At 69.1% G+C, this 20,009-nt stretch carries 20 protein-coding genes; 9 read left to right on the forward strand and 11 right to left on the reverse strand.

What is annotated here, in order from left to right:
- Nucleotides 1-136 precede the first annotated feature (136 nt).
- Nucleotides 137-838 carry an alpha/beta hydrolase gene (locus B0F77_RS37500; protein WP_086667795.1) on the forward strand — a complete coding sequence of 234 codons (702 nt, stop codon included), beginning with the start codon at nt 137-139 and terminating at the stop codon, nt 836-838.
- On the opposite strand, the gene B0F77_RS37505 is transcribed toward B0F77_RS37500, so the two are convergent.
- Genes B0F77_RS37505 through B0F77_RS37515 form a run of 3 tightly spaced genes read right to left on the reverse strand, consistent with a single transcriptional unit; the run spans nt 819 to nt 2,707 of the window.
- On the reverse strand, nt 819-1,322 hold the full coding sequence (locus B0F77_RS37505) for an RDD family protein (protein WP_086667796.1): 504 nt from the start codon (nt 1,320-1,322) through the stop codon (nt 819-821). The genes B0F77_RS37500 and B0F77_RS37505 overlap by 20 nt on opposite strands.
- A gap of 51 nt (nt 1,323-1,373) precedes the next feature.
- The gene (locus B0F77_RS37510; protein ID WP_086667797.1) at nt 1,374-1,982 is read right to left on the reverse strand and encodes a class I SAM-dependent methyltransferase; all 609 of its coding nucleotides are present in this window, start codon (nt 1,980-1,982) and stop codon (nt 1,374-1,376) included.
- A 17-nt stretch (nt 1,983-1,999) separates the two neighbouring features.
- Complete coding sequence (locus tag B0F77_RS37515) at nt 2,000-2,707, reverse strand: MerR family transcriptional regulator (protein WP_211294226.1); 708 nt, start codon at nt 2,705-2,707, stop codon at nt 2,000-2,002.
- Between the two features lie 127 nt (nt 2,708-2,834).
- Between B0F77_RS37515 and B0F77_RS37520 the strand changes: the two genes are divergently transcribed.
- Nucleotides 2,835-3,293 (forward strand): hypothetical protein, encoded by a 459-nt coding sequence (locus B0F77_RS37520; RefSeq protein ID WP_086667799.1) that lies wholly within the window; start codon nt 2,835-2,837, stop codon nt 3,291-3,293.
- A 30-nt stretch (nt 3,294-3,323) separates the two neighbouring features.
- Here the strand turns inward: B0F77_RS37520 and B0F77_RS37525 are convergent, their stop codons facing one another.
- Nucleotides 3,324-4,916, reverse strand: a complete 1,593-nt coding sequence (locus B0F77_RS37525; protein WP_086667800.1) for a PucR family transcriptional regulator — start codon at nt 4,914-4,916, stop codon at nt 3,324-3,326.
- Nucleotides 4,917-5,024: 108 nt separating this feature from the next.
- Between B0F77_RS37525 and B0F77_RS37530 the strand changes: the two genes are divergently transcribed.
- Both B0F77_RS37530 and B0F77_RS37535 read left to right on the forward strand, forming a co-directional pair.
- Nucleotides 5,025-6,308 (forward strand): aspartate aminotransferase family protein, encoded by a 1,284-nt coding sequence (locus B0F77_RS37530; protein WP_086667801.1) that lies wholly within the window; start codon nt 5,025-5,027, stop codon nt 6,306-6,308.
- Nucleotides 6,305-7,786 (forward strand): CoA-acylating methylmalonate-semialdehyde dehydrogenase, encoded by a 1,482-nt coding sequence (locus B0F77_RS37535; protein ID WP_086667802.1) that lies wholly within the window; start codon nt 6,305-6,307, stop codon nt 7,784-7,786. The genes B0F77_RS37530 and B0F77_RS37535 overlap by 4 nt, the downstream gene beginning before the upstream one ends.
- A 101-nt stretch (nt 7,787-7,887) precedes the next feature.
- Here the strand turns inward: B0F77_RS37535 and B0F77_RS37540 are convergent, their stop codons facing one another.
- Complete coding sequence (locus B0F77_RS37540; protein ID WP_086667816.1) at nt 7,888-9,945, reverse strand: elongation factor G-like protein EF-G2; 2,058 nt, start codon at nt 9,943-9,945, stop codon at nt 7,888-7,890.
- Between the two features lie 246 nt (nt 9,946-10,191).
- Here B0F77_RS37540 and pdxS point away from each other — a divergent pair, with 246 nt between their 5' ends.
- The gene (gene pdxS / locus B0F77_RS37545; protein WP_086667803.1) at nt 10,192-11,085 is read left to right on the forward strand and encodes a pyridoxal 5'-phosphate synthase lyase subunit PdxS; all 894 of its coding nucleotides are present in this window, start codon (nt 10,192-10,194) and stop codon (nt 11,083-11,085) included.
- Between the two features lie 85 nt (nt 11,086-11,170).
- Here pdxS and B0F77_RS37550 read toward each other — a convergent pair whose 3' ends face one another.
- The 5 genes from B0F77_RS37550 to B0F77_RS37570 form a co-directional block, all read right to left on the reverse strand.
- Nucleotides 11,171-11,899 (reverse strand): LppU/SCO3897 family protein, encoded by a 729-nt coding sequence (locus B0F77_RS37550; protein WP_086667804.1) that lies wholly within the window; start codon nt 11,897-11,899, stop codon nt 11,171-11,173.
- Between the two features lie 53 nt (nt 11,900-11,952).
- Nucleotides 11,953-12,357 carry a type II toxin-antitoxin system VapC family toxin gene (locus tag B0F77_RS37555; RefSeq protein WP_086667805.1) on the reverse strand — a complete coding sequence of 135 codons (405 nt, stop codon included), beginning with the start codon at nt 12,355-12,357 and terminating at the stop codon, nt 11,953-11,955.
- Entirely contained in the window at nt 12,354-12,608 is a 255-nt protein-coding gene (locus B0F77_RS37560; protein ID WP_143467118.1) for a hypothetical protein, read from the reverse strand. Before B0F77_RS37560 ends, B0F77_RS37555 begins: the two co-directional genes overlap by 4 nt.
- Before the next feature lie 154 nt (nt 12,609-12,762).
- A complete protein-coding gene (gene helR, locus B0F77_RS37565; protein ID WP_211294227.1) occupies nt 12,763-14,964 on the reverse strand; it encodes an RNA polymerase recycling motor ATPase HelR in 2,202 nt (733 codons plus the stop codon).
- 83 nt (nt 14,965-15,047) lie between these two features.
- On the reverse strand, nt 15,048-15,602 hold the full coding sequence (locus B0F77_RS37570; RefSeq protein ID WP_086667807.1) for a helix-turn-helix domain-containing protein: 555 nt from the start codon (nt 15,600-15,602) through the stop codon (nt 15,048-15,050).
- A 57-nt stretch (nt 15,603-15,659) separates the two neighbouring features.
- Here B0F77_RS37570 and B0F77_RS37575 point away from each other — a divergent pair, with 57 nt between their 5' ends.
- Together B0F77_RS37575 and B0F77_RS37580 are read left to right on the forward strand one after the other, a co-directional pair.
- Entirely contained in the window at nt 15,660-16,358 is a 699-nt protein-coding gene (locus B0F77_RS37575) for an AzlC family ABC transporter permease (protein ID WP_086667808.1), read from the forward strand.
- Nucleotides 16,337-16,645: an AzlD domain-containing protein gene (locus B0F77_RS37580; RefSeq protein WP_086667809.1), complete on the forward strand. Its 309-nt coding sequence runs from the start codon at nt 16,337-16,339 to the stop codon at nt 16,643-16,645. Before B0F77_RS37575 ends, B0F77_RS37580 begins: the two co-directional genes overlap by 22 nt.
- Nucleotides 16,646-16,662: 17 nt before the next feature.
- Here the strand turns inward: B0F77_RS37580 and B0F77_RS37585 are convergent, their stop codons facing one another.
- On the reverse strand, nt 16,663-17,103 hold the full coding sequence (locus B0F77_RS37585) for an Lrp/AsnC family transcriptional regulator (protein WP_086667810.1): 441 nt from the start codon (nt 17,101-17,103) through the stop codon (nt 16,663-16,665).
- Nucleotides 17,104-17,177: 74 nt separating this feature from the next.
- Between B0F77_RS37585 and B0F77_RS37590 the strand changes: the two genes are divergently transcribed.
- Entirely contained in the window at nt 17,178-18,365 is a 1,188-nt protein-coding gene (locus tag B0F77_RS37590) for a trans-sulfuration enzyme family protein (RefSeq protein ID WP_086667811.1), read from the forward strand.
- Nucleotides 18,366-18,505: 140 nt separating this feature from the next.
- The gene (locus B0F77_RS37595) at nt 18,506-19,852 is read left to right on the forward strand and encodes an amino acid permease (RefSeq protein WP_245849156.1); all 1,347 of its coding nucleotides are present in this window, start codon (nt 18,506-18,508) and stop codon (nt 19,850-19,852) included.
- Nucleotides 19,853-20,009 lie beyond the last annotated feature (157 nt).

Consider the following 20,009-nt stretch of genomic DNA (forward strand, 5'->3'; position numbering starts at 1 on the left):
CTGCTGAAACAACCCGAACGCGGTCGGTTTCCATCCCGGAATCCTGGGTCCGCTGCCGCAGGTGTGGCAGTGTCAGAGTGTCCACGCTTGTCATGATCGGCGCACATTGTGCGCACGTTCTGTTTCACTGATCGGTATGGGGATTCCACGGCGGACGGTCTTGCTCGCGGGCGCGGGCCTGGTGGGGACGGCCGCGACGTACGGCGCGCTGACCCCGCGCGGCCGCCGGCTGCTGGGCTGGACCGGCCCGGACGGCGTGGTGCCCGACGTGCCACCTGTACCCGTTCAGCCCACGCCCTGGGGTGCCTGGATGGGCTCGTCCGGCCCGGCCGTGCTCGTGCTGCACGGACGCGGCGGCAGCGTCCGGTGGTGGCAGGACCTCGGCCTGCCGCAGTTCCTCGACGGCGCGAAGTTCCGCTGTGCCGTGGTCAACGGCGGCGAGGACTACTGGGTGAACCTCACGCCGCCGGTGCCGTTCGAAGCGGCCTTGGGCGTGTCGATGGGCGGGTTCGGGGTCCTGGACATCGCGTCGCGGCAGTCGCTGAAGGCCGTCGCGGCGATCAGCCCGGCGCTGTTCCCGACGTGGGACGACGCCCGGCGGATCAACGGGTTCGCGTCGCGCGAGGTGTGGGAGCGACACGAGCCGTTGCGCCACACGGCGAGCATCAAGTCACCGGTGGGGATCTGGTGCGGGCAGGAGGACCCGTTCCACGACCCGGCGCTGGACCTGGCTCGTGCGGTGGGGGCGCAAGGGTCGTTCGAGCACGGCGAGCACAGCGACGGCTACTGGCGTCGCGTGCTGCCGGAGGCGTTGGGGTTCATTGGGCGCGCACTTTGAGGCGCACCACGGCCGTGCCCGCCTTACGGTCGTGCCACGTCCGCGTCCCGCGCAGATCCAACGACTCCACAGCGGAAAGCACGAGCAGCACCAGCCCGGACACCAGCAGCAGCGACCCGAGCCAGCCCGCCGAGCTCACGGCCACGTGCTCGCCGATGACGACCCACGGCTGTTGCCAGCCGAGGCCCGCCATCAGCGCCGGTTCCCGCCAGCTCAGACCGGTCAGCACGAGCACCGCGCCCGCGCCGGGTAGCGCGGTCGTGATGAGCGTGCGGGCCAGTGCTCGTCTTACGCGCAGTCCGGACGCGGGGCCCACCACCCGCAGCCCTGTCAGGGCTTTGCCGAGGGTGTTCAGCCGCAGCAGCAGAGCGTCGTACACGGCCGCGCAGAGCACCACCAGCATGGGTTCGTGAACCAACGGCCACGCCACGACCAGCACCAGGAGCCAGTCGAGCAGGCGGGCGATCAGCCGACGAACGAGCATGATTCACGCTATGCGGCAGAAGTCCGGCATAAGTAGTCAGTTCATGGACAGTTAGCGCACGAATTCCGCCGTCCAGCGGTACTGGTCGCGCCGCACCTTGCTCGCCCGCAGGCCGTCGGTTTCGAAAGCCATGATCTCGGACGGCGTCAGCGGCCACGGCGGGCCGTCGGGCGTGGGGCCTTCCTCGCGGGCGACGGCGAGCACCAGCAGGGTTTCGCCGGTCAGCCACGCGACGCGTTCGGTCGCCTGCGCGTGCAGTTCGACGGGCAGCGCCTGCACGGTCATGTTCTCCACGACCAGGTCGAACGCGTGGTGCCACTCGGCGGGCGGGTTCAGCAGGTCGGCGACGACGTAGGAAACTGGAGACGAGGGATAGCGCGCCTGGACCGCCGCGATCCCGGTGGGGGAGATGTCGAACGCGACCACGTCGAAACCCAGCGACGCCAGGTACTCCGAGTCGCGGCCGTACCCGCAGCCCACGACCAGCGCGCGCCGGCCGGTGCCGTCGCGGCCCGCGCCCCACTCGACGAGCTGCGGTTGCGGATGGGGCTGATCCCACGGGACGGAGGCCGTGCCGGCTTCGGCCTCCGCGTAGAGATCTTCGAACCAACCCGTCGGGTTGGCGGCTTGCAGTCGGCGTGTGTCGTCATCGGCGGACATGACGACACTTTTTCACCTCACTGAGCCGCGCGCGCCTGACTTACGTAATCCACCAGGCCGTCCTCCGCGGGCCACCCGATCTGGGTGCTGATCGACGACTTGTTCTCCTCCCACGACCGTTGCGCGGCGGCCTTGATCGCGGGGTCGTCGCCGGTGAACTTGGCCCCGAGCGCGTCCCACTGCCGTGACAGCTCCACGACGCGTGGGTCGGTAGCGGGCGTGCCGTCCGCCATGTGCTGACGCAGCTGTTGCACCAGTTCCTGCCAGGAAGCCTTCAGCGCCTCCACGGCCTCCGGGCCCATCGAGGCCGCACGGGAACGCAGGTCGGCCAGCTGATCGGCGGTGAAGTAGCTCTCGTACACGGACATCATCTCCAAAGTGGACAGAAGGGACTCGGTGGTGTGCCCGTCGAGCAGCGCGGCGATCCGCGACCGCAGCACCTCGACCTGCTGCACCTGCGCGGTCAGCGCGGCCAGCTGGGCCTGGAAGATCGGCCGCAGCGAGTCCGAACGGGACAGTGCCGATCGGACCTCTTCCAGGGAAAGACCGAGCTGGCGCAGCGATCTCACCTGATAGAGGCGGCGGACGTCGTCCGGGGTGTACCGACGGTGACCGGATGCCGTGCGCTCCGACGCGACGACAAGTCCGATCTCGTCGTAGTGGTAGAGCGTGCGGACGGTCAGTCCGCTCGCTTTGGCCAGGTCACCGATGCTCCAACGGGTCACACCAAGACCGTAGGACCTCACGTGGCGGGAGGTTCAAGTCCTCAACACCCGATCGAGCGGATTAATCGGCGAACCAAATCAGCCGATGAAAACGAAGATCGGTCCCCAAACCAGATTGAGGAAAACTGTGTCTCGTTCCGGACTGTTCCGCGCCGCCGCCCTTCTCGCCGCCGGTGCGGCCCCGCTGCTCGCGGGCTCGGCCAACGCCGTGGAGGTGCCGCAGCTGAACGGTGGCCTCCCCGAGGTCGGCGCGGACAAGGTGATCTCCGACGCCACCTCGCACGCGAACCCGCTCGAGTCGGCCGGCGCCGTCAACCTCGGCCAGATCCAGGCGCCCGTGGTCAGCGACCTGCCGCTGGGCGCGGTCCCGGCCGTCCCGGCGCTTCCGGGTGCCGCGCAGGAGCGCACCGTGCCCGCGCCGCTGCCCGAGCTCGGCACCCTGCCGTCGCTGCCGAACGCCGAGGGCCTGGCCGGCAACGCGCACGTCGGTGACCTGAAGGCCCCGAGCCTGTCCGACCTGCCGACCAACGGCGTCGTGCCGAACCCGAACGTGCTGTCGGGCACGCTGCCGACGATCAACGGCTGAGTCGCACGCCGAAAATGGGCCCGTGGTACCTCACGGGCCCATTTCGTGCACCAGCAGCGCGACGTACAGCGACAGCACGGACTCCGGGTCCTCCAGCGAGACGCCCAGGACCTGCTCGATCCGCGCCAGCTGCTGGTAGTAGGCGGTGCGGGACAGGTGCGCGGCGCCCGCGGCCGCCGACTTGTTGCCGCCGTTCTCGCACAGGCACCGCAGCAGCTCCACCAGCCGTGAGCCCTGAGCGGAATCCCGCGCCAGCAACGGTCCCAGCTCGCGGTCCGCGAACGCCCGCACCCGCTCGTCCTCGCGCAGCAGGTGCAGCAACCCGCGCAACCGCACGTCGTCCAGCCGGTGGTAGAGCTGCGATCCCGGCGCCCGCAACGCCGCTCCGGCAACGTGCGCGGCCTCGCCCAGCGACCGGCGAACGTCCGTTGTGGACGTCACGGTCGTGCCCACGGCGATCACCACCGGCGACGCGGCCGTGCGGTGGATCTCGCGCGCGACCTTGCGCAGCACGCCTTCCACTCCAACGGTCATCGGCACGGACAGCAGCGCACGCACCGATGTGTCGTCCACGACGCCGACCAGCGCCGCGACCGTCACCCGTCGGCCCGCCAGCGCCGTCGCCTCGGCGAGATCACGCAGAACCTCCTGCGTGGCAAGCGTTTGCCCCTGCAGCACGGACACCGGCCGGACCGCCACGCCGATCAGCTGCCGCCGTTCCAACGGCACGCCCAGTGCGGCCGCCCGCGCACCTAGGTCAGGCGCCTGGGCGGACTGACCCAACAGCTGTGCGAGCAGAGTGCGGTGCGTCTGCCGTTCCAACGATTCACGGTCACGCGCCACCAACCGGTGCACGGCCAATGCGGACGCAGCGCGCTCGGCGACCACCACGTGCCGGTGCGGCGGCGGCTCCGGAGACACGAGCACGAGCCGTCCCCAGTCGGCCCCGCGCGCCCCGACGATCGTGATCAACCAGCCGGACCCGGAGTGGTAGGCGGTCCGCTCGGACACCGTGACCGCCCGCGAGCGCGCCGCCCAGTCGTCGAGCAGCACCACCGGATCGTGCCCGGCCGCGTCGTAGGCCAGCACGTCGTGGCCCAGGGTCTCCAGCACCACCGGCAGCCCGGACGTGCGCGCCACCTCGCGCAGCACCTCGGCGGGCTCGGCCCCGGCGACCGTCAGCGCCGTGAACGTCTCGTGGACCTGCTCCGCGGCCCGCAGCTCGGCCAGCTGGGCGTCCACGATCAACGCCACCACCGCCTCCGTCACGGCGACGTACTTCGTCTCCTCCGAGAGCGTGAGCAGCGGTAACCCGTGGTGTTCCGCGGCGGTGACCAGGGCGGCCGGCACGTCGTCGCGCCACCGCCGGCCCAGCTCGACGACCAGCCCGGCGCAGCCCACCGCGGCGAGTTCCTCGATGTACTGGGCGAGGCCGGACTCGGGCAGCATCACACCGGTCGTGAGCACCAGCTCGCCGCCGCGCAGCAATGGCGCGATGTCTGCGATCTCCGCCACATGCACCCAGCGGACGCGGCGTGAAAGGCCGGCCGATCCGGCCACCAAACGTGGCTTACCCTGCCGGATCACCGGGAGAGCGACGACTTCGGCGACGGTCGGGTACATGGACACAACGTAATGCCAACCGCCCGATCCGGGTACAGGTTGTGCATGGCGGCGAACCCGGCCTCCCAGCAGACTCCGAGGACAGGTGGACACCCCCTGGAGGACGAGATGGCTCACAAGGAGCTGCTGGCACGACACCGCGCGGTGATGCCGAAGTGGCTGGCCCTCTACTACGACGAGCCCATCGAGATCGCGAGCGCCAGCGGGCGCCGGGTGACAGATCGCGAGGGCACGACCTACCTGGACTTCTTCGCGGGCATCCTGACCAACGCCATCGGTTACGACGTCGCCGAGATCAGCGACGCGATCCGCTCGCAGCTCGACACCGGCGTCCTGCACAGCTCGACGCTGTACCTGATCAAGTCGCAGGTCGAGCTCGCGGAGAAGATCGCCGAGCTGAGCGGCATCCCGGACGCCAAGGTGTTCTTCACCAACTCCGGCACCGAGGCCAACGAGACCGCGCTGATGCTCGCCACTCAGGCGCGCCGCAGCGAGCAGGTGCTGGCCCTGCGCAACAGCTACCACGGCCGTGCGTTCGCCACGGTCGCCATCACGGGCAACCGCGGTTGGTCGGCCAGCGCGCTCTCGCCGATCAAGGTCAGCTGGGTGCACGGCGGCTACCGCTACCGCAGCCCGTTCAAGGCGATGGACGACAAGGACTACATCAAGGCCTGTGTCGACGACCTGCGCGAGATCATCGAGACCACCACGTCCGGCGACGTCGCGTGCATGATCGCCGAGCCGATCCAGGGCGTCGGCGGCTTCACCTCCCCGCCCGACGGCCTGTTCCGCGCGTTCAAGGACGTCCTGGACGAGTACGGGATCCTCTTCGTCTCCGACGAGGTGCAGACCGGCTGGGGACGCACCGGCGAGCACTTCTGGGGCATCCAGGCGCACGACGTGGTGCCGGACGCGATGACGTTCGCCAAGGGCCTCGGCAACGGCCTCGCGATCGGCGGCGTGGTCGCGCGCGGCGACCTGATGGACGCGATCAACGCCAACTCGATCTCCACGTTCGGCGGCAACCCGGTCTCCACGGCCGGCGCGCTCGCCACCCTGAACTACCTGCTCGACCACGACCTGCAGGCCAACGCGGCCAAGCTGGGTTCGCGCCTGCTCGGGGGCCTGCGCGAACTCGCGGACAAGCACCCGATCATCGGTGACGTGCGCGGCAAGGGCCTGATGGTCGGTGTCGAGTTCGTCGGGCCCGAGGGCGAACCGAACGCCGGTGCCGCGGCCACGGTGCTGGCCGAGACGAAGGCGCGCGGACTGCTCGTCGGCAAGGGCGGCCTGTACGGCAACGTGATCCGGTTGGCGCCGCCGATGACGCTGACCGAGGACGAACTGGAAGAGGCTCTGGGGATCTTGGCGCAGGCGGTGGAGAAGGCGTGATCAAGCACTGGATCAACGGCAAGCATTGGGAAGACACTCCCGAGCGCGTTGGCGACGTCTACGACCCGACGACCGGCAAGGTGGCCTCACAGGTCGCCTTCGCATCGGTGTCCGAAGTGGACGCAGCCGTCTCCTCGGCGGCGGAAGCGTTTGCGTCCTGGCGAAACGCGTCGCTCGCACAGCGCTCGACGGTGATGTTCAAGTTCCGCGAGCTGCTCAACGACCGCAAGGGCGAGCTGGCGCAGATCGTCTCGGCGGAGCACGGCAAGGTCGTCTCGGACGCGGGCGGCGAGATCCAGCGGGCCCTCGAATCCGTCGAGTACGCGTGCGGGATCCCGCAGCTGCTCAAGGGCGGGTTCAGCGAGAACGCCTCGACGCGGGTCGACGTCTACTCGATCCAGCAGCCGGTCGGCGTGGTCGGCGTGATCTCGCCGTTCAACTTCCCGGCGATGGTGCCGCTGTGGTTCGTGCCGACGGCGATCGCCTGTGGCAACGCGGTGGTGCTGAAGCCGTCCGAGAAGGACCCGTCGGCGTCGATCTTCATCGCCGAACTGTTCGCGGAGGCCGGGCTGCCGGACGGCGTGCTGAACGTCGTGCACGGCGACAAGGTGGCCGTGGACCGGCTGCTGGAGCACCCGACGGTGAAGGCGATCTCGTTCGTCGGCTCCACGCCGATCGCGCGGTACGTCTACGAGACCGGTACGTCGCACGGCAAGCGCGTGCAGGCGTTGGGCGGCGCCAAGAACCACATGGTCGTGCTGCCCGACGCCGACCTGGACCTGGCCGCGGACGCCGCGGTGTCCGCCGGGTTCGGTTCGGCCGGCGAACGGTGCATGGCGATCTCGGTGGTCGTGGCCGTGGGCCAGGTGGGCGACTCGCTGGTCGACAAGATCAAGTCGCGGATCGCCGACGTGAAGGTCGGCTCCGGGTCGTCGTGCGAGATGGGACCGCTGGTCACCGGCGTGCACCGGGACAAGGTCACGTCCTATTTGGACGCCGGTGTCGATGCGGGAGCGTCGTTGGTCGTGGACGGCCGCGACCACCCGATCGACGGCGAGGCCGGCGGGTTCTGGCTCGGCCCGACGCTGTTCGACCACGTCGGCACGGACATGACGATCTACACCGACGAGATCTTCGGCCCGGTCCTCTCGGTCGTCCGCTGTGACACCTATGAGGAAGCCGTCGAGATGGTGAACAGCAACCGGTACGGCAACGGCACCGCGATCTTCACCAACGACGGTGGTGCGGCCCGCCGGTTCCAGAACGAGATCGAGGTCGGCATGGTCGGCGTGAACGTGCCGATCCCCGTGCCGGTGGCCTACTACTCGTTCGGCGGCTGGAAGGAATCGTTGTTCGGCGACGCACACGCGTACGGGCCGCACGGCGTGCACTTCTTCACCCGCTCCAAGGTGATCACGTCGCGGTGGCTCGATCCGTCGCACGGCGGCGTGAACCTGGGGTTCCCGCAGAACACCTAGTACTGCATCACCGATGCGAGCTGGCCATGAACGGCGCTTTTGTGGACCTCAGGTCCACAAAAGCGCCGTTCATGGCCAGCGGAGGACGCGAGTGATCGGGCCTACCTGCTGGTGCGGGCCACCAGCGCCTCCGGCAGCGGGTCGTAACGGGAGAAGCGGCGGGTGAAGGTGCCGGTGCCCGACGTCAGCGAGCGCAGTTCGATGGCGTAGCGCAGCAGTTCGGACGACGGCACCTCGGCGCGGATCAGCGTCCAGCCGCCCTCGTCGGACTCGGTGCCCAGCACGCGGCCGCGCCGGCCGGACAGGTCGCCCAGCACGGTGCCGAGGTGGTCGTCCGGCAGGCGGATGGCGACCTCGTCCATCGGTTCCAGCAGCGTCGTGCGGCCGTTCGCGGCGGCTTCCTTCAGCGCCATCGAGCCCGCGGTCTGGAAGGCGGCGTCCGAGGAGTCGACGGAGTGCGCCTTGCCGTCGACGAGGGTGACGCGGACGTCGACGACGGGGGTGCCGTCGTGCAGGCCCCGTTCCAGCTGGGCGCGCACGCCCTTTTCCACGGACGGGATGAACTGGTTGGGGATCGAGCCGCCCACGATCTTGTCGACGAACTCGAAGCCGGAGCCGCGGGGGAGCGGTTCCACCACGATGTCGCACACGGCGTACTGGCCGTGACCTCCAGATTGCTTGACGTGCCGGCCGTGACCTTTCGCCGAGCCGGCAAAGGTTTCGCGCAACGCGACGCGGACCGGTTCGGTGTCGATCTCCGCTCCGCCGGCGCGCAGGCGGGCCAGCACGACGTCGGCGTGGGCCTCGCCCATGCACCACAGGACCATCTGGTGCGTCTCGGCGTTGCGGTCCAGGCGCAGGGTCGGGTCGCTGGCGACCAGGCGGTTGAGGTTGCGGGCCAGGTTGTCCTCGTCACTGCGGGTGCGCGGGACGACGGCCACGGGCAGCAGCGGCTCCGGCATGTCCCACGGGGCCATCAGGAGCGGCTTCTCGGGCGCGGACACGGTGTCGCCGGTTTCGGCGGTGGTGAGCTTGGTCAGGGCGCACAGGTCGCCGGCCACGCAGTAGGGGACCTCGCGCAGGGAGGCGCCCAGCGGTGAGTAGATGTGGGCCACGCGTTCGTCGGCGTCGTGGTCCTCGTGGCCGCGGTCGGACATGCCGTGACCGGAGACGTGCACGGGGCGTTCGGGGCGCAGCGTGCCGGAGAAGACGCGGACCAGCGACACGCGGCCGACGTAGGAGTCCACTGCGGTGCGGACCACCTCGGCGACGAGTGGCCCGTCCGGGTCGGCGGCCATGCGGGGCTGCGGAATGCCGTCCACCGATGTCACGAGAGGGACCTCGTGCTCCAGCGGTGAGGGGAACGCGCGCGCGATGCCGTCCAACAGCTCTGTCAGGCCCATGTCGGTCGCGGCGCACACGGGCATCACCGGGTGGAACGAACCGCGCGCGACGGCGGTCTCCAGGTCGGTGATCAGCGTGTCCTGGTCGATCTCCTCGCCAGCCAGGTAGCGGTCCATGAGGGACTCGTCCTCGCTCTCGGCGATGATTCCCTCGATCAACGCCGCGCGCTCGTCCGGGTAGTTGTCGCCGGACGTCAGGAGACCGACCAGCGCGTCACCCTCCGGCATGTACAACGGCACGACGCCCGCGCCGAACGCCGCCTGGCACTCGATGACCGCGTTGCCGAAGTTGGCGCGGTGGTGGTCTGTGCGTGTGATGACAACGGCACGCGGCATGCCGACGAGAGCGCACTCTTCCCACAGCGCGATGGTGGCGGCGTCAACGCCTTCGAAAGCGTTGACAACAAAAAGGGCCGCGTCCGCGGCCCGTAGTCCTGCCCTGAGCTCACCCACGAAGTCGACGTATCCGGGGGTGTCGATCAGATTGATCTTGATGTCCCCGTGCTGGATCGGAGCCACCGCGAGGCCTACCGAACGTTGTTGTCGCACGGCGGCCGGATCGTGGTCGCAGACCGTGGTGCCCTCGGTGACCGACCCCGCGCGGGTCAGCACGCCGGTGGCGGCGAGCATGGCTTCGGTGAGCGTCGTCTTGCCCGCGCCGGACGGGCCGACCAGCACGACGTTGCGGACCTTGGCCGGATCGTCTACAGCGACCGCGCCTGCCGGTGTCCCGTTGTCGGAGTTCTTGCTTCCCATGGCGACCTCCGTCAAGTCGTAGTGTTCGATCTCACACCCGTTCCACTCCGGGGACAACCCCGAAGACCCGTCTGGGCGCCGACCGGCTCGCGAGTACGTTTCGCAACTGACCGAGTGACACGTGTCACGACCTGCGGTTGATCGTGAAGTGGCCTTCTGGTTCCGGGCTCCAGTGGCTTGGGTGAGGAGGCCACGTCAGACGTAGGATGGGTTAACCAAGACTTCCCCTCGTGAAAGGTTGCCCAGGTGAGCACTGATCAGGTCACGGGTACCGCCCGCGTCAAGCGCGGCATGGCCGAGATGCTCAAGGGTGGCGTGATCATGGACGTGGTCGACGCCACCCAGGCGAAGATCGCGGAGGACGCGGGCGCCGTCGCCGTCATGGCGCTCGAGCGCGTGCCCGCCGACATCCGCGCGCAGGGCGGCGTCGCCCGCATGAGCGACCCCGACCTGATCGACGGGATCATCAACGCCGTCTCGATCCCGGTGATGGCCAAGGCCCGCATCGGCCACTTCGTCGAGGCCCAGGTCCTCGCCTCGCTCGGCGTCGACTACATCGACGAGTCCGAGGTGCTGACCCCGGCCGACTACGCCAACCACATCGACAAGTGGGCGTTCACCGTCCCCTTCGTCTGCGGTGCGACGAACCTCGGCGAGGCCCTGCGCCGCATCACCGAGGGCGCGGCCATGATCCGCTCCAAGGGCGAGGCCGGCACCGGTGACGTCTCGAACGCCACCACGCACATGCGCAAGATCCGCCAGGAGATCCGCCGCCTGCAGAACCTCCCCGAGGACGAGCTCTACGTGGCCGCCAAGGAACTCCAGGCGCCGTACGAGCTGGTCAAGGAGATCGCGCAGAACGGCAAGCTCCCCGTCGTGCTGTTCACCGCGGGCGGCATCGCCACCCCGGCCGACGCCGCGATGATGATGCAGCTCGGCGCCGAGGGCGTGTTCGTCGGTTCCGGCATCTTCAAGTCCGGCAACCCGGCCCAGCGCGCCGAGGCCATCGTGAAGGCCACCACCTTCTACGACGACCCGGACGTCATCGCCAAGGTCTCGCGCGGCCTGGGCGAGGCCATGGTCGGCATCAACGTCGAGGACGTCCCGGAGCCGCACCGCCTGGCCGAGCGCGGCTGGTAAGCAAGCCCGGTAACGAGCTCTGTGAACGAAGGCGCACCGCTGAAACGGCGGTGCGCCTTCGTCGTTCCTGCAAGTCCTACGAGTCCTACGAGTTCGGCGTGAAGCAGTACGTCGTCTTGATCTCCGGATAGGCCAGCGCCAGCAACGGGTTCCCGCCGCACGCGGCCTTGTCCACGGTGTTCGTGAGCACCTTCACCCGCGCCACCCCGAAGGTGCCGCACTCCTTCTGCGGCACGGCGGCCTGGATCGCGGCCATCGTGAAGTCGTAGCACTGACCGTCGGCGAACACCGGGATCAGGCAGACCGACACGCTTTCCAGAATGCTGAACTGGACGTACTGCACGTAGCCGTCGGCCGGCTCGCCGCACTTGTCGCTCGACGACGTCCCGACCTTGCTGACCGTGTAGTTGTGTTCCCCGCAGGCGACCTTCTTGTAGTCCGGCTTGGCCGCGCTGCCGGTCATCGACACGCAGTCGCCGACCACGGCGAACGGCGCCGGTTTCGACGTGGTCGTCGGCGGAGTGGTCGTCGCCGCGGCGGCCGTCGTCCGTGGCGCGCTGTCACCGCTGCCGAACTTGATCGAGTCCTTTGTGGACAGCCAGAAGATCAGGCCGCCCAACGCCAGCGCGAACACGGTCAGCACGGCGACGATCTTCCCGCCGCCGCCGGAACCGCGGTGGGGCGCGACGGGCAACACCGGTTCCGGCACCTCGTACACGCCGATGGGTCTGCCGCTGCCCGCGTCGGGTGGTGGCGGCTCCGCGGCGGGCGGAGCGAAGGCCGAGAACGGATCGGGTTCGTTGGGTTTGCTCATCGGATCCCCCAGGATTTCCGAGCGAGCCTAGCCGCCGAACCCGATCAGGTCGTTCACGAGAGGGGATAGACCTCGACGTCCGCCTTGTGCCCGGCCGCGTTCCCGAGCCGGGCATCGCAGGTGACGAGCGGGACGTCGAGCTCCTCGGCGAGCGCGAGATACAGCGCGTCGTACGCCGAGACCGCGTGCCGCAGCTCCCACACCCGCCGGGCCAGGGGTGCGTGGTCGATCAACGCGATCGGTGTGTCCAGCACGTGGTCGAGGGCCTCCTCGGCCTGCTCGTCGGTCAGCAGTCCTCTGAGCGTGAGTTTGCGCAGGACGTGCAACGACTCCGCGGTGATCAGCTGCGGTGCGGCGGACGTGCTGGTGAGGAGCCGTCGCACGAGCTCGCGGTCCGGGTTCGCGCCGATCAGGAACTCCATCAGTGCGGACGTGTCCACGACCGCCGTGAAGCTCACTCGTCGTCCTCGCGGAGGTCGCGGACAATGCCCACGATCGTCGCGCGGTCGACGCCCCAGTCACGCTTGCGCGAGCGTTCGTACAACTCGGCCATCGTGGGCTTGCGGGCCAGCTCGACCAGGTGGTTGCGCAGATAGGTGGTCAGTGACACTCCGGCCCTGGTGGCTCGGGCCTGGAGGATGTCCACGACCTCGCCCGGCACCTCGCGGATCTGCACCGCGCGCGGCGACGCGTCGATCGGTTCGCTCATGGATGCCATGATACGAGCCGTGCTTGCAATCTGCATGCATCGATCGTCGCTGAGGTTCAGCAGCTGTGCAAGTACTCGATAGTGTGGTCTCAAACGTTCGTTCCGGCGCCGGCCAACCCGCGGGCGCGACCGCCCACGGGTTGGCCGGCCGCGCTCAGCTGCGCACCGTCTCGGCGAGACCGGACAAAGCGGCCGGCAACGGTTCGTGGTGCAGCACGCCGAGCCGTTGCGTGGCACGGGTCAGCGCCACGTACAGCTCCGCCGCGCCACGCGGGCCGAGCGCCAGGATCCGTTCCGGCGCGACGACGAGCACCGAGTCGTACTCCAGGCCCTTGGTCTCCGAGGCGGGCACCGTGCCGGGCACGCCGGGCGGCCCGATCACCACGCTGGTGCCCTCGAAACCGGCCTCCGTGCGCTCGAACTCCTCGATGGCCGCGGCCAGTTCGGACTCGCGGATCTGCCGGGCCCACGGCTGCACACCGTTGGCCCGCACCGATTCCGGGGCCTGCACGTCCGGCGCGAACTCGGCCAGCACCTGCGCGGCGACGGCCATGATCTCGGCGGGCGTGCGGTAGTTGACCGTCAGCGAACGGTATTCCCAGCGGCCAGGCACGTACGGTTCCAGCATCTCGCCCCACGACCTGGCGCCCGCCTCCGAACGACGCTGGGCCAGGTCGCCCACCACCGTGAAGGAACGGCCTGGGCAGCGGCGCATCAGCACCCGCCAGTCCATTTCGGACAGTTCCTGTGCCTCGTCGACCACCACGTGCCGGTAGGTCCAGCCGCGGTCGGCCTGGGCGCGTTCGACGAGCGTGCGCTGGTCGTGCTCTTCGAAGCGCTCGGCGAGGTCCTCGGCGTCCAGCATGTCCGTGGCGAAGAGGTGGTCCTCGTCGTCCATGTGGTCCTGGCGGTTGACCAGGCTGTCGAGCACCTCGGCGGCGTAGCGGGCCTCGGCCCTGCGTTCCTCCGACAGCACCTGGTCGGCGGCCTGCTCGGTGCCGTCACGGCCCAGCAGGTCGTGCAGCTCGTCGAGCAGCGGCACGTCCGAGACCGTCCACGCCTCGCCGTCGGCGCGGTGCAGCGACGGGTCCGCGCCGGCCACTGCCAGCCGCGCCGGCGACGAGTACAGCTCGCCCAGCAGCTGCGCGGGCGTCACCACGGGCCACAGCGAGTCCAGCGCCCCGGTGAACGTCTCGTCGTCGGCCAGCTCCTTGACCAGGCCGGACCGCATGTCCTCCCAGCCCTGCTTGTCCGACCGCGACAGCCAGCCCTTGCCGATCCGGCCGAGCGCCCGTTCGGTCAGGACGTAGGTGACGATCTCGCGGAACACCGCGCGGGCCTCGTTGTGCGGCAGGCCGCTGTCGCGCGCCTCCTGCCGGGCCCACTCGGCGACGTCGGCGCCGATCTGCACGACGACGTCCTTCATCGTGATCGGGATGGGCTGCTCCGGCAGCCGCTGCCGGTCCGCGACGGCCGCGTTCAGCACGGCCACCATCTTCAGCGAGCCCTTGAGCCGCGCGACGTCCGGCGTGTCCTCCAGCACCGCGTTGAGCCCCGGCAGGAGGCTGCCGGCGGTCATGAACACCACGTCGGACTCGCCCAGCGACGGCAGCACGCGCCCGATGTGGTTGAGGAACGCCGGGTTCGGGCCGACGACGAGCACGCCGTGCCGTTCCATGCGTTCGCGTTGCGTGTACATCAGGTACGCGACGCGGTGCAGCGCCACGACGGTCTTGCCGGTGCCGGGACCGCCCTCGATCACCAGGACGCCGGGGTGGTCGAGCCGGATGATCGCGTCCTGCTCGGCCTGGATGGTCGCCACGATGTCGCGCATGCCCTCGCCGCGCGGCGCGTTCAACGCCTCCAGCAGGGCCACGTCGCCCTGCTCCTCGCCGAGCTTGCCGAACACCTCGTCGGTGAACCCGGCCACCGCGCGGCGACGCGTGAGGAACTGACGGCGGCGGCTCATGCCCTCCGCGTTCGCGCCGGTGGCGGTGTAGAACGGGCGCGCCGCGGGGGCCCGCCAGTCGAGCAGCGCCGGCTCGAAGTCCTGCTCCTCGTCGAACAGCCCGATCCTGCCGATGTAGGACACGTCACCGTCGACGCTGTCCAACCGGCCGAAGCACAACCCGTAGTCGGCCACGTTCAGCCGCTTCATCTCGCGGTGCCGGGCGCGCACCTCGTTGTCACGATCCATGACGGTTTCGCCGGTGCCACCCAGCGCTGCCTGGTACGCGGCCTTCACACGCGCACGTTCGGCGTCCAGCCGTGCGTAGAGACCGGCAACGTATTCACGCTCGTACCGCAGTTCTTCTTCGTACCCCACGTGCTCCCCAGTGCGCCTGTGTTCTGGCATGAGGCGATGAGTGTGAACGATGCACGGGGTCTTGTGGCAAGGCCCCCTCTCTGCTATACGGTTAAGTGGGAACAAACGGCGAATCAGGCCGTGTGCTCCATCACCATCATCGCCGTGGTCCCCGGCTCCAGGGCCTTGCAGATGTGCGGCAGATCCGCGGGATAGACGATGTAGTCACCAGGCCCGAGCTCGACCGGGTCCTCGGCCAGTCCCGCCAGGCACCTCCCGGACGCCACGATCATGTGCTCGACGCTGCCCGGCACGTGCGGCTCGGACTCGCGGGCGCCACCGGGTTCGAGCGCCAGCCAGTAGATGTCGTGCTTGGTCCCCGGACGGCACGCGGCCAGCAGGGTGGCGGAGTAGTGCGCGCGCTCGGAGTGGATGACCGGGCCCTCGCCGGCGCGGATCACCTGCACGCGCGGCACGGCGGGGTCGACGAGCCGGCTGATCGGGACGCCGAGCGCCACGCCCAGTGCCCACAGGGTCTCCACGCTGGGGTTTCCGGCGCCGGACTCCAGTTGGGAGAGTGTCGACTTCGCGATTCCCGCCTTCTTGGCGAGCTCCGAGAGTGACAGGCCGGTGCGATCGCGCTCACGCCGGAGGTTGGCCGCGATGAGGTCGAGTGGTGCGTTCGACACAGAAGTACATCCGTTCGGCTTGACGAACACCCGTTCAGGTGTTCATCGTAATGGGTGATGCGTTCGATATGGCGAACCCTTGATGGTGTGCTTCTGCGTGACGTCGCCGCAGTCGCACTTGGCGCCGCGGTGACCGGCGCTTCCTTCGGCGCGATCTCGGTCGGTTCGGGACTGCCGTGGTGGATGCCGGTGCTGATGTCGCTGGTGATCTTCGCGGGCGGCTCGCAGTTCATGGCCGTCGGCATCGTCGCCGCCGGTGGCAGTCCCGCCGCGGCCGTGCTGGCCGGGCTGGTGCTCAACGCGCGGCACCTGCCGTTCGGGCTGGCGATCGGGGACGTGCTGGGCAGGAGCCCGCTCGCCCGGATCGTCGGCAGCCACCTGCTCATCGACGAGTCCACGGCCTTCGCGATGTCGCAGAAGGATCCCGCGAGAGCGCGGGCGGCCTACTGGGCGTGCGGCGTGGCTCTCTTCTTCAGCTGGAACACGGGTGTGCTCATCGGCGCGCTTGTGGGCCAGGCGATCGGCGACCCGATGACGTTCGGGCTGGACGCGGCGTTCCCGGCGGCGATGCTCGCGCTCACGCTTCCGGCGCTGAAGGACGCGGCCACGCGCAACGCGGCGCTCGTCGGTGCCGCGATCGCGCTCGCGACCACACCGTTCCTGCCCGCCGGTCTGCCCGTGCTGCTCGCACTGGGCGGACTGCTGGTGTTCAGGACGAAGAAGGAGGAGGAACCGTGCCCGTCACCGCAGTCCTGATCCTCGCCGCGGGCACGTTCGCGATCCGGTTCGCCGGTCCGCTGCTGCGCGACCGCGTCACGTTGCCCGACAAGGTCGAAGAGATCATCTCCGCGAGCGCGACCGTGCTGCTGCTGGCGCTGGTGGCGGTCTCCGCGTTGACGAACGGCAAGCAGTTCGGCGGGTGGGCGCTCGCGCTCGGTGTTGTCGTCGGCGGGCTCGCGGCGTGGCGCAAACTGCCGTTCGTCACGGTCATTCTGCTGGCGGCGGCCACCACGGCGGGGCTCAGGCTCGTCGGCGTGGCATGAGGCCTCCGCAATAGCGGCTAATGCTTGCGGACGTGTGAGAAGAGCAGGTTCGTGTGAACCTCTGTCACCTCTCGGCGACTGGTGAATTTGTCCAATACCAGACGTTGCAGGTGACCGACATCAGATACTGCGACATGTACTAGAAAATCCTCTGGACCGGTCACGTGCGAGAGCGCGAGCGTTTCGGGCAGTGAGAGCACGTAAGCCATGAACGGGTCGACGATCTCCTTGGTGTGCGGCCGGATCTTCACCGCGAGCATCGCCTGGACGTGCTGCCCGATCGCGTTGGGATCGATCTCGGCGTGATAGCCGGTGATCACGCCGCGCTCCCGCAGTGCCCGGTGCCGGACCACCGCCGTCGACTGCGCGACGTTCACGCGTTCGGCCAGGTCCTTGTTCTGCAGCCGCGCGTCCTTCCGCAGCTCCCGCACGATGGCCTCGTCGATCGAATCCAACACGGCTCTTCTCCGTTCCACCGAATCTGCTGCGGTTCATCGCCCACTCTGCCGAGGAAGTCTCCACCATTCGGGCCATGACGCGCATCGAGACCATCGCAGTGCACGGCGGCCGCGACGACCTCGCGGAGCTGGGCGTGCACGCACCCCCGATCGACCTGTCCACCACCTACCCCGTGCCTGACCAGGCGCTCGGCGGGGAAGCACTGGGTGAGTGGGCCACCGGCGCCGCACGGGCCTCGTCGCCCGTCTACGCGCGGCTGCACAACCCGACCGTGGCCCGGTTCGAGCAGGCGCTCGCGAAGCTCGAACACACCGAGGCCGCCGTCGCGTTCGGCAGCGGCATGGCGGCGGTGACCGCGGTGATCCAGGCCGCGTGCGTGCTGGCCGGAAAGCCGCACGTCGTGGCCGTGCGACCGCTCTACGGCGGCACGGACCACCTGCTGTCGTCCGGTCTCCTGGGCGTCTCCACCACCTACGTCGAAGCAGGCCTGGTGTCCTCCGCGATCCGGCCGGACACCGGGTTGATCGTCGTCGAGACGCCGGCGAACCCGAACCTGGACCTGGTCGACATCGACCACGTCGTGCGCCAGGCAGGTTCGGTGCCGGTGCTGGTCGACAACACCTTCGCGACCCCGATCCTGCAGAACCCGGCGCTGCACGGCGCCACGTACGTCCTGCACTCCGGCACCAAGTACCTCGGCGGGCACGGCGACGTGCTCGGCGGCGTGGTGGCGTGTGCCGAGGACCGCGCGGCGGCGTTGCGGCAGGTCAGGATCATCACCGGCGCCGTGTTGCACCCGTTGGGCGGCTACCTGCTGCACCGCGGCCTGGCCACGTTGCCGTTGCGCGTCGAGGCCGCACAGCGTTCGGCCGCGGTGCTGGCCGCACGGCTGGCCGAGCACGACGCCGTCGAGTTCGTGCGCTACCCGTCCGCGTCGCTGCAGATGCGGGGGACCGGCGCGATGATCGCGTTCGGCGTGCACGGCGACCCGGTCGAGGTGGTGCGGCGGCTGCGGCTGATCACGCCCGCCGTGTCGCTGGGTTCGGTCGACACGCTGATTGAGCATCCCTCGGCTTTGACCCATCGCCTGGTGCCGGGAGAAGAACTGCGTGCATCGGGAGTTCCGGACAATTTGCTGCGCATTTCAGTTGGACTTGAGCATGTCGAGGACATTTGGGAAGACCTGAACGCGGCGCTCTGTGACGTCGCTTACGTTAAGCCTTCCCCAACTGGTTACTTGGTGATGACCGCCGCTCACTAAGGTCCCAACGCATCAGCGCGTCGGGGCGCGGGAGGTTCCGACGCGAGCATTTTTCCGCTTTCGGAAGGAACCTCCTCGTGAGTTCTGTGGAAACTGATGCGGACGGCTACACCAAGGCGCTGAGCAAGCGTCAGGTGCAGATGATCGCGATCGGTGGCGCGATCGGCGTCGGCCTCTTCCTGGGTGCGGGCGGACGTCTCGCCGCAGCGGGGCCGTCGCTGATCCTGTCGTACGCGGTGTGCGGCCTCGCGGCGTTCTTCGTCATGCGCGCGCTGGGCGAGCTCGTGCTGCACCGCCCGGTCGCCGGCAGCTTCGTCGAGTACGCCCGCGAGTTCATCGGTCCGTGGGCCGGCTTCACGTCGGGCTGGATGTACTGGGTGAACTGGGCGATGACCGGCATCGCCGAGATCACCGCCGTCGCGATCTACATGCACAAGTGGTTCCCGGACCTGCCGCAGTGGATCACCGCGCTGGTGGCCCTCTTCGTGCTGATCGGCATCAACATGTTGTCGGTCAAGCTGTTCGGTGAGCTGGAGTTCTGGTTCTCGGTCATCAAGGTGACCGCGATCGTGGTCTTCCTCGTCGTCGGCACGAGCCTGGTGATCGGCAACGCCGACATCGGCGGCACCACCGCGTCGGTCTCGAACACCCTGGGCCACGGCGGTCTGTTCCCGGCCGGCTTCGGTGTCGCGCTGATGACCCTGCAGGCCGTCATCTTCGCCTACTCGGCCATCGAACTCGTCGGTATCGCGGCCGGTGAGACCAAGGACCCCGAGAAGATCATGCCGCGCGCCATCAACGGCGTGGTGTACCGCATCGGCATCTTCTACGTCGGCTCCGTGCTGCTGCTGACGATGCTTCTGCCGTGGGACCACTTCACCGGCACCGAGTCGCCGTTCGTCACGGTGTTCTCCGCGATGGGGATCCCTGCTGTCGGCGACATCATGAACGCCGTGGTGCTGACCGCGGCACTGTCCTCCTGCAACTCAGGTCTGTACTCCACCGGCCGCATCCTGAGGTCGTTGGCGCAGAAGGGCGAGTCGCCCGCGTTCACCGGCAGGATGAACTCCCGGCACGTGCCCTACGGCGGCATCCTGTTCACCGGTGCGGCCTACCTGTTCGGCGTGGTGCTCAACTACCTGGTGCCCAAGGAGGCGTTCGACATCGCGATCGCGGTGGCGTCGCTGGGTGTCGTGTCCACCTGGGCCACGCTGATCATCTGCCAGATGCGACTGCGGCAGAAGGCGTTGAAGGGCGAGATCGAACGGCCTTCGTACCGGATGCCAGGCGCGCCCTACACGAACTGGCTGACGCTGGCGTTCCTCGCGCTGGTGATCGGGCAGATGGCGTTCTCGTCCGGCGCCGCGGAGCGGATCGCGTTCTGGTCGATCCCGGTGCTGGCGCTGATCCTGTTCGTCGGCTGGCGCTACGTGAAGTCGCGCCAGCCGGTCGGCTCGGAGCAGGAGCGGCTGGTCTCGGTCGACTAGCGGTGTGACACGGCGCGACCCGCTTGCTTGAGCAGCGGGTTGCGCCGGGTCAGCATCAGCCCGTACCCACAGGGCAGCGCGAACAGCACGGTGGTGCCCAGACCGGTGCCGCCCAGCAGGCCCGAGGCCGGGCGGAAGTGCAGGTTGGCGCGCCAGC

The sequence above is a fragment of the Lentzea kentuckyensis genome (assembly GCF_002150765.1).
GTDB classification, from domain to species: Bacteria; Actinomycetota; Actinomycetes; order Mycobacteriales; family Pseudonocardiaceae; genus Lentzea; species Lentzea kentuckyensis.